General features: G+C 71.5%; 7 protein-coding genes. 5 read left to right on the forward strand and 2 right to left on the reverse strand.

Features of this window, described 5'->3' with window-relative positions; translation table 11 throughout:
* Positions 1 to 16: 16 nt before the first annotated feature.
* Positions 17 to 3,721 carry a S8 family peptidase gene (locus C1J01_RS23315; protein ID WP_235854608.1) on the reverse strand — a complete coding sequence of 1,235 codons (3,705 nt, stop codon included), beginning with the start codon at positions 3,719 to 3,721 and terminating at the stop codon, positions 17 to 19.
* Between the two features lie 353 nt (positions 3,722 to 4,074).
* Here C1J01_RS23315 and C1J01_RS23320 point away from each other — a divergent pair, with 353 nt between their 5' ends.
* Entirely contained in the window at positions 4,075 to 4,884 is an 810-nt protein-coding gene (locus C1J01_RS23320) for an alpha/beta fold hydrolase (RefSeq protein WP_111181105.1), read from the forward strand.
* 10 nt (positions 4,885 to 4,894) lie between these two features.
* On the opposite strand, the gene C1J01_RS23325 is transcribed toward C1J01_RS23320, so the two are convergent.
* Positions 4,895 to 5,440: a carbohydrate ABC transporter permease gene (locus C1J01_RS23325; RefSeq protein WP_235854609.1), complete on the reverse strand. Its 546-nt coding sequence runs from the start codon at positions 5,438 to 5,440 to the stop codon at positions 4,895 to 4,897.
* 7 nt (positions 5,441 to 5,447) lie between these two features.
* On the opposite strand from C1J01_RS23325, the gene C1J01_RS23330 reads away from it, so the two are divergent.
* The 4 genes from C1J01_RS23330 to C1J01_RS23345 all read left to right on the forward strand — a co-directional run bounded on the left by C1J01_RS23330 (position 5,448) and on the right by C1J01_RS23345 (position 8,939).
* Positions 5,448 to 5,792 (forward strand): FadR/GntR family transcriptional regulator, encoded by a 345-nt coding sequence (locus tag C1J01_RS23330; protein WP_220040061.1) that lies wholly within the window; start codon positions 5,448 to 5,450, stop codon positions 5,790 to 5,792.
* Between the two features lie 62 nt (positions 5,793 to 5,854).
* A complete protein-coding gene (locus tag C1J01_RS23335) occupies positions 5,855 to 7,210 on the forward strand; it encodes an extracellular solute-binding protein (RefSeq protein WP_111181108.1) in 1,356 nt (451 codons plus the stop codon).
* Positions 7,207 to 8,121: a carbohydrate ABC transporter permease gene (locus C1J01_RS23340; protein ID WP_111181109.1), complete on the forward strand. Its 915-nt coding sequence runs from the start codon at positions 7,207 to 7,209 to the stop codon at positions 8,119 to 8,121. Before C1J01_RS23335 ends, C1J01_RS23340 begins: the two co-directional genes overlap by 4 nt.
* Positions 8,118 to 8,939 (forward strand): carbohydrate ABC transporter permease, encoded by an 822-nt coding sequence (locus tag C1J01_RS23345; RefSeq protein ID WP_111181110.1) that lies wholly within the window; start codon positions 8,118 to 8,120, stop codon positions 8,937 to 8,939. The genes C1J01_RS23340 and C1J01_RS23345 overlap by 4 nt, the downstream gene beginning before the upstream one ends.
* Positions 8,940 to 9,004 lie beyond the last annotated feature (65 nt).

Below are 9,004 nucleotides of genomic sequence, written 5' to 3' on the forward strand. Positions count from 1 at the left end.
TCTCGTGTGCCGCTGGTCAGCGCAGCGCGTAGGCGCGGATCACCTCCTGCGACAGGGTGTTGCCGTTGACGTCGGAGGCGTTCAGCCGCAGCGAGACGAACCCCGACGGCGACCGGCCGCTCAGCGTCGTCTCCCACGACCGCTCGCCCTTGTCCCGCAGGCGGGCGGCCTTCCAGGTGGCGCCGTCGTCGTACGACACCTCCAGCGAGACGTCCTCGATCGCACTCTGCTCCGCGCCCTCCTGGTGGCGCAGGGACAGGCCGAGCCTGCGGGACCCGGCCCGGTTCCTCAGGTCCACCGGCGCGTCGAAGGCGGCCAGCAGCAGCGGGATCACCGTCGTGCCCTCGGCGTGCTCCGAGGCGAACGTCCACACGCCCTTGGTGCGGGTGGACATCTTCGCCCACACGGCCTCGTTGGCGAGCTCGTACTCGATCCGGTACGTGTCCTTCTCCGGCGTCAGCTCGCCCGCGCCCGCGGGCAGGTAGTTCGTCTGCCACAGCAGGGTGTCGCCCTGGTAGAGCCGGAGGTCGGTCTTCATGCCGTTGTCGAAGTCGCTGCTGTACGCGGAGCCGACGTTGCCCTGGGCGTCCACGAAGCCCTGCATCGACAGCAGCAGCAGGTCGCCCTCCCGGCGCAGCGGGTCACGCGGGTTGATGCCCGGCAGCAGCGGCTGCTTGAACGCCGTGCGGCTGATCCGCTCCCCCTTCTCGTACGGCCGCAGCTCCGGCGACGACAGCTCCACCAGCGGCGTCGGGGTGTGCGGCCACAGGGTGTTGTAGTGCCGCTCCGGCGCCCCGGCCGACGACGTCCACCGCAGGTCCGGGCCGGGGGTGACGTAGTCGACCCGGGTGCGCGGCGCCTTGGCCATGGGGTGGTTCGTCGAGATCGACAACTCGTCCCAGGGCTCGAAGACGAAACGGGCCTCGTTGACCATCACGTCGTCGGCCAGCTGGCTGTGGAAGCCGGTCTCGATCCTGGCCTGCGGCGCGCTGCGGACGACGTACTTCAGGGAGTCGCGCACCCGGCCCTGCTCGCGCAGGTACAGGTCGTAGACGTACGGGCTGGCCACGATGCCCTTGGCCACGATCGGCACGGGCAGGCGGCGCAGCCGCTCGACCAGCTTCAGTCCTTCCTCGTGGGTCAGCCGCACGGTGGGGACCCGCAGCTTGACGCCGTTGCCTCCGGTGGTGACGTCGGCGCCGGGCTTGTCGCTGTAGACGGCCACCATCGCCGCCCCGGCCGCCGCGGCGGCGTTCGACTGCGTGGAGACGGGCACGCCGTCGGTGCGGCGGATGACGGCCAGCCTGCCGCGCAGGTTCCTGGCCTTGATCTCCTGCGGGGTGCCCCGGCCGGCGTCCACCGCGAGCAGCAGCCGGGTGCCGTCCAGGCGCGGGTACTCGGTGGCGTAGTCGCTGAACTGGACCGGGTCCACGTACTGCGGGTCCAGGCGCAGGCCCGCCGTGGTGAGGGTGATCTCGGGAGCCGTCAGCCGCCAGCGGGTGGAGACCACGAACGTGCCCTTGGTGACCTGCTCCGTCGGCTGGACGAACAGCCGCTCCTCGATCTGCCCGCCGGGCGAGATGTGGGTGCCGCCGCTCAGCGCCATGCCCTGGTCGCCGTCGCCGGCGCGGTACCACCGGATGGCGGCGGCCGCCCCGGTGTTCCGCTTGGTCTTGTGGTCGGGCGTCTCCACCTCGACCTCGACGGCCTTGCGGGCGTCCAGCACGACCTCGGTGTTCTCGGTGATCTCCATCTCGGGGTCGCCGACGAGGCTCTCGTGCAGCGGCTTGCCGGAGGCGGTGCTGTCCTGCGTGGCCGGCATGGTGAAGATGTGGCCGAGCACCGAGTAGGTGCCGGGCTTGACCATCAGGCAGGTGCCGGGGCCGAACCTGTCGTAGCTGCAGGGCTGGGCAGGGTCGCCGGGCAGCTGGCGGCCGACGAGGGTGCCCTCGTCCAGGTTGAGCACGGTGAAGCCGCCGCGGGCGGTGCGGCCGTCGCGGGCGATGCCGCGTACGCGCAGCTCGACGCGCTTCTCCTCGACGGCGGCGGTCAGCAGCGTGCGCACGCCCGACGCCGTCAGCTCCTGCCGCAGCGTCCCCTCCTCGCCGGCCTTGACGGTGACCTTCGCCTCGGCGATCCCGCCCGCGGGCACGGTGAGCCGGGTGGGCTCGACGGTGAACCCGTCGCCGCCGGACAGCTCCAGCTCGGCGGGCGCCTGGCCGAGGTTGCGGTAGCCGATGGCGAGGGTCTTCTCCTCGCCGACGGTGACCCGGCCGAAGTTCAGGGAGCCCGCCGAGGCCACGACCGTGCTCCTGAGCGCGGCCGGCACGTCGATGCGGCCCGCGCCCTGCGCGTCCACGGGAATGTCGGCGCCGGGCCGGGCGGTGGCCATGAGCAGCGACTTCAGCTCGCCTCCGGTGATCCCGGGACGGGCCTGGCGCAGCAGCGCCGCGGCGCCCGCGACGTGCGGGGTGGCCATCGAGGTGCCGGACATCGCCACCTGGCCGCCGCCCGTCCTGGCGGCGGTGATGCCCACGCCGGGGGCGGTGACGTCGGGCTTGACGCTCTGGTCGGCGACGATCGGGCCCCTGCTGGAGAACTCGGCGAGCCCGTCCTGCCTGTCGACCGCGCCGACGGTGAGCGCCTCGGGGGCGTCGCCGGGGGAGTACACGCACGTGTCGCAACCGTCGTTGCCGGCGGCCACCACGAACAGCGTCCCGTACTGGCCGGTCAGCCTGCCGACGGCCTCGGTGAGCGGACCGCCCGCCTCGGAGCCGCCCAGGCTCATGTTGACGATGTCGGCGCGCTTCTCGGCGGCCGCCCACTCCATGCCGTCGATCACCCACGACAGCCGGCCCTGGCCGTCACCGCCGAGCACGCGGCCGTTGAGCACGGTCGCGCCGGGGGCCACGCCCTTGCCGCCGTCCGCGCCGGTGCCCGCGATCGTGCTCGCCACGTGGGTGCCGTGGCCGTGGGCGTCGCCGGTGGTGTTCTCACCGGTGAAGTCGCGCTGGTCGGCGACCTTGCCCGCGAGGTCGGGGTGCGCGGCGTCCACGCCGGTGTCTAGCACGGCCACGGTGGTGCCGGCGCCGTCATACCCGGCGGCCCACGCCTCGGGCGCGCCGATCTGCGGGACGCTCTCGGTCAGATCCGCCTTCACCTCGCGGTCGAGCCAGATCTTCGACACGCCCGCCAGCGGGCCTGCGGCCCGTGTCCGCGGCGACGGGGCGGCCAGCTTGGCCAGCTCGGCGCCGAACCCGGCCGCGTCGGCGGCGGCCAGCGACACGCCGGCGCCGCCGATGCTCTCCAGGGTGCGGACCTGCTTCACCCCCGGGACGGCGGCCTTGGTGGCGTTGCCCGCGTAGGTGAAGATGAGCGGGATCGCGGCGCCGACACCCTGCTCGGCCAGCGCCGAGACGTTGAACAACTCCGTGTCGAGCCGCTCGGGCACCAGGGCGGCGACGTCGTCGGGGATGACGGTCGTGCCCCCTTCGGTCTCCAGCACCTGGAAGGACGGCACGCTGCCGTCCGGCCTCGGCGCGGGGGTGACCGAGACGGTGCTGTGCTCGCCGTCCACGGCTCGCACCCGCACCCGGTCACCGGTGATCAACGTGATCTCGTCGCTGACCGCTCCGCCCGTGAACGTCACGGGGGGTGCGGTGCTCGCGTACGCGCCGGGCACCGTGAGCAGCGAGGCCGCCATGGCCCCCGAGACGGCCATCACCGTCCTTCGCCGCCATCGGCCCGGCCGGCCCAAGCCACGCAGCATGGACGACCTCCAGAAAATCGGTAATCAGAACTACCGAATTCCTAGTCATCCTGATCTGGGGTGTCTATGAGATTCATGTGGCCAAATCCCGACTTGTCGTAAGTCCGCCACGCCGTCATCCGCGGCGACCAGCACGAATCCCCGCACAGACCGGACACGGCACGTCACCGTACGCGGCCGTCAGGGGCCCGCGCCGCAAAGTCGGAAACGCCCGTCGGTGAAATTCCCGACACGGGCCATTTCACGAAATCACGGAAATGGCATGGGTTGGCGTCCGGTCGTGCGGCGTCTACAGTGAGCGGTCCATGGACTCTGGAGTGCTCGACGTCCCCGGCGCGCGGCTCTATTTCGAGGTACGCGGCTCGGGCCCGGCGCTGCTCACGATCATCGGCGGCGGCTCCGACGCGGCGATGGCGGCGCCGCTGGCCGAGGCGCTGTCCACCCGCTACACCGTGATCACCTACGACCGCCGCGGCGCCACCCGCAGCCCACTGACGGGCCCGCCCGCGCAGCAGCGGGTCGAGGAGCACGCCTGCGACGCGCTCCGGCTCCTGGACGCCGCGGGCCCCGACCCGGCGTACGTGTTCGCCACCCACTCGGGTGCGATGATCGCCCTCGACCTGCTGGCCCGTCACCCCGGCCGGGTGCGGCGGCTGGTGGCGCACGAGCCGCCCGTCTTCGGCCTGCTGCCCGACGCCGCGCGCTGGCGGCGCCTGGCGGAGGAGCTCGTCGACCTCCACGCGCGCGAGGGCATCGGCCCGGCGCTGCGCAAGCTCGGCGAGGAGACCGGCGTGCCACCGCCGCCGGAGCCCGACCCGGGGCTGCCGTCGTGGGTGCGCGCCATGCTCACCCGCATGGCCGCCAACCTGGAGACGAGCGTGCTGCACGAGCTGCGCCCGTTCAGCGCGTTCGTCCCCGACGCGGAGGCGCTGCGGGGGGCGCCGGTCGTCCTCGCCTACGGCTCCCGCACCCGAGGCCGCCCCCTCCACCGCACCACCCTCGCCGTCGCCGAGCACCTCGGCACGGCCGCGGTGGAGCTGCCCGGCGACCACGTCGGCTACCTCCGCAGCCCTTCCGAGTTCGCCCAGTCCCTGCACGACCTGCTGACGTCCTGACAACCGCGGGCTACTCGCGCACGCTGCCCTCGGTGAGGCCCGCCCGCCAGAACCGCTTGAGCGCGCCCGAGAGCACGATCAGCGGGATCACCGCCACCATCGAGCCCACCACGGTCAGCGTCTGCAGGATCGGCTGCCGGTCGGCGAAGCCCTGCCAGCTCGTCAGCCCCAGCGTGATCGGGTACAGGCTGTTGTCGGAGAGCATCACCAGCGGCAGGAAGGAGTTGTTCCAGATGGCCACGAACTGGAACAGGAAGATCGTCACCAGCGCCGGCGACATGATCCGCGGCACGATCCGCAGGAAGATCCGCCACTCCCCCGCCCCGTCGGAGCGGGCGGCGTCCAGCACGTCGTCCGGCACGGTGGCGGCGTACACCCGTGACAGGTACACCCCGAACGGGCTCACCAGGCTGGACAGCAGGACCGCCCAGTAGGTGTTGGCCAGCCCCAGCTCCGACATCAGCAGGAACAACGGCAGGCCGAGCGCCGTCATCGGCAGCAGCACCCCGGCCAGCACGACGTTGAACAGCGCCTCCCGCCCCCGGAACGCGGCCAAGGGGCTGGTGGACGCGCGGCGCACCGAGGAGGACGTCGCCGCGCTGGAGGCGGCGTTCGAGCGCATGGCGGCCACGTCGGCCGACCCGGTGGCGCACACCGAGGCCGACGTCGTCTTCCACCTGCTGCTGCTGGCCGCCTCGCACAACGAGCTGCTGGAGTGCCTGGAGGTGATGATCGCGGCGGCGCTGTCGGCCCGCTACCGGCTGGTGCACGCGACGGGCGAGCGCCCTGGGTTCGCCGCGACCCACCGCGCCGTGCTCGACGCCGTACGCGCGGGCGATCCGGACACGGCAGAGGCGGCCATGCGCGACCTGCTCGCCCAGGCGGAGCTCGACCAGTCGAGCCTGTGACCCGTTGACCCGGTTGATCGGCGGATTTACGGTCGCCTTAACCCACAGAAGGGGAGGCCGTGATGATGCGCAGGCTGGCCGGTTCCCTCCTGCTGGTGGCGGCGGTGGCCGGCTGCGGCTCCGGCGCCTCACAGGAGAACCCCGGCGGCAAGGAGCTCGAAGTCCTCTACAGGGTGGATGTGACGTGGCCGCATCTGGAGAAGATGCTCGCCAACGCGAAGAAGCAGTACGAGGCCGCCCACCCCGGCGTGACGATCAAGCTGACCCCGGTGCAGGGCACCCCCGAGGCGTACTACACCAAGCTGGCGCTGCTCAACCGCTCCCCCGGCTCGGCGCCCGACCTCTACTACCACGACACCTTCCAGGTGAACGCGGACGTCGCGGCGGGCAAGCTGGCCCCGCTCGACGAGCACCTCGCCGCCTGGCCCGACTGGGAGACGCAGTTCCCCGACTCCGTCAAGCAGGCCGCCAGGGGCGGCGACGGCAAGATCTACGGCGTCCCGATCAGCACGGACACCCGCGGCCTGTGGTACCACAAGGAGGTCTTCACCAAGGCGGGCCTGCCGGTCCCGTGGGAGCCGAAGACCTGGAACGACGTGCTGACGGCGGCCCGCACGATCAAGCAGCGGGTGCCCGGCGTCATCCCGTTCAGCATGTACTCCACGAAGATCCACGGCGAGGCCACCACCATGCAGGGCTTCGAGATGCTCCTGTACGGCACCCCCGGCGGCACGCTCTACGACGACGCGCAGGACAAGTGGGTGGCGGGCGGCAAGAACTTCACCGACGCGCTGTCGTTCGTCAACACGATCCACCGCGAGGAGCTCGGCCCCCGGCTGGCCGACGCGCACAACGCCAAGCTCGCCGACAAGATGAACCTCGAATGGTTCCCGGCCGGCCGGCTCGGCATCTCGCTCGACGGCGCGTGGACGGCCGCCGCCTGGAAGCCGACCAGCACCAAGCCGTGGCCCGAATGGACGCAGAAGATCGGCTGGACGGCCATGCCCACGCAGAACGGCCAGGAGCCCGGCTCGGTCAGCATGTCGGGCGGCTGGGTCATGGCGATGAGCGCCTACACGCCGCACAAGAAGGAGGCGTTCGGCTTCATCGCCGTGGCCACGAACAAGGAGAACTCCCTGGCCTACTCCGTCGGCACGGGCGACCTGGCCCCCCGCAGGGACGTCGCCGCCGACCCGGCGTACAGCGCCGACAACCCGAGCGTGAAGTTCTTCACCGACCTGGCCGCGGTGACGCACTACCGGCCGGCGTACGAGGCGTACCCGAAGGTCTCGGCGCAGATCCAGGAGGCCATGGAGGCCGTCACGACGGGCGCGAGGACGCCCGAGGAGGCCACGGCGGCGTACGCACGGGCGCTGCCCGCGGCCGTCGGCGGCGCCGAGCGGGTCGTCGCCCGATGACGGTCGCCACGGCGCGGTCCCCCGCCGCGACAGGAGCGCCCCCGGGCGGCCCGTCGCGGCGCGGGGTGCTGCGCTGGCTGCTGCCCCTCGCGCCCTCCCTCGTCCTGCTGGCGATCTTCCTCGCGGGTCCCATCCTGTGGAGCGTCTACATCGCCTTCACCAACGAGACGCTGACCGGCTCCGCCTCGGTGAACTCGCAGTTCGTGGGATTCGCGAACTTCATCCGGCTCTTCGGCGACCCGAACTTCCTCAACTCCTTCCTGCTCACCTTCGTCTTCGTGATCGGCTCGGCCGTCATCGGCCAGAACACCCTGGGCCTGGTCATCGCGCTGCTCCAGCGCGGGCGCGGCCGGGTGACGCGCAGCGTGGTCAACGGCGTGGTCATCGCCGCCTGGGTGATGCCGGAGATCGTGGCAGCGGCCTGCTGGTTCTCGTTCCTGGCCGAGGACGGCACGCTCAACACGGTGCTCGGCGTCTCCCAGGAGTGGCTGTACACCGCGCCGATGGTCGCGGTCATCCTGGCCAACGTCTGGCGCGGCACGGCGTTCTCGATGCTGGTGTACTCGGCGGCGTTGTCGGAGGTGCCCGCCGACCTGGTGGAGGCCGCCGCCGTGGACGGCGCCGGTCCGGTACGCCGCCTCGTGCACATCACACTCCCGCTGATCCGCCGCTCGATCATGGCGAACCTGATGCTGATCACCCTGCAGACGCTCGCCGCGTTCGGCCTCATCTACGCGCTGACCGGCGGCGGGCCCGGCACGGCCAGCCAGACGACCCCCCTCTACATGTACGAGCAGGCGTTCCGCTATTTCGAGATCGGCTACGGCTCGGCCATCGCGCTGGTGCTGCTGGTGATCGGCGCGCTGTTCTCGCTGGTCTACCTGCGCCTGATCAAGGTGGAGGACGCATGACCCGGCTCGCCGCGCGGACCGCCGCCGGGCTCGCCCTCCTGCTCGTCGCCGTGGCGTTCGCCGGGCCGTTCCTGTGGGTGCTGATCGCCTCGGTGCAGCCGGAGGCCACGCTGGCCGCCGCGCCGACGCTCACCTTCTCCCTGGACAACTTCCGCGCCGTGCTGACCTGGGAGACGATCGTCCTGCCGCTCATCAACTCGATCATCATCTCCGGCTCCACGGCGCTGCTGACCGTGGTGGTGGCGGGGCTGGCGGCGTACCCGCTGTCGCGCTACCGGCTGCGCTTCCGCCGGCCGTTCATGCTGACCCTGCTGTTCACGACCGGCCTGCCGGTGACGGCCATCCTCGTCCCGGTCTACGCGATGTTCTTCCGCTTCAACCTGTACGGCTCGGTGCCGGCGATGGTGTTGTTCCTGACGGCCAGCTCGTTGCCGTTCTCGATCTGGATGATGAAGAACTTCATGGACGGGGTGCCGGTGAGCCTGGAGGAGGCCGCCTGGGTGGACGGCGCCGGCTGGGTGCGGTCGCTGCGCACGGTGGTGGGGCCGCTGATGGCGCCCGGGATCGCGGTGGTGGCGATCTTCGTGTTCGTCGGTCAGTGGGGCAACTTCTTCGCGCCCTTCGTCCTGCTCGACACCCCCGAGAAACAACCGGCCGCCGTCACCATCTACACCTTCTTCTCCCAGTACGGCCAGGTCGCCTACGGTCAGCTGGCCGCCTTCTCCATCCTCTACACGGCCCCCGCCGTGGCCCTGTACGTGGCCGTCAACAAGTACCTCGCCGGCTCCTTCACCTTCGCCGGCTCTGTGAAGGGCTGACGATCAGTTCTTGGGATCGTGGTTCATCGGAAAGAGCCGCTCGCCGGCCCCACCCTCCCCCAGCC

Origin of the sequence: Nonomuraea aridisoli, from assembly GCF_003236395.1 — a bacterium.
In the GTDB taxonomy this organism is placed as follows: Bacteria; Actinomycetota; Actinomycetes; order Streptosporangiales; family Streptosporangiaceae; genus Nonomuraea; species Nonomuraea aridisoli.

Bases quoted from the DNA above. Each gene is read 5' to 3' on its own strand.
- C1J01_RS23320 (WP_111181105.1), top strand. From the start codon at position 4,075: ATGGACTCTGGAGTGCTCGACGTCCCCGGCGCGCGGCTCTATTTCGAG.
- C1J01_RS23335 (WP_111181108.1), top strand. From the start codon at position 5,855: ATGATGCGCAGGCTGGCCGGTTCCCTCCTGCTGGTGGCGGCGGTGGCC.
- C1J01_RS23340 (WP_111181109.1), top strand. From the start codon at position 7,207: ATGACGGTCGCCACGGCGCGGTCCCCCGCCGCGACAGGAGCGCCCCCG.
- C1J01_RS23315 (WP_235854608.1), bottom strand. From the start codon at position 3,721: ATGGCCGTCTCGGGGGCCATGGCGGCCTCGCTGCTCACGGTGCCCGGC.
- C1J01_RS23345 (WP_111181110.1), top strand. From the start codon at position 8,118: ATGACCCGGCTCGCCGCGCGGACCGCCGCCGGGCTCGCCCTCCTGCTC.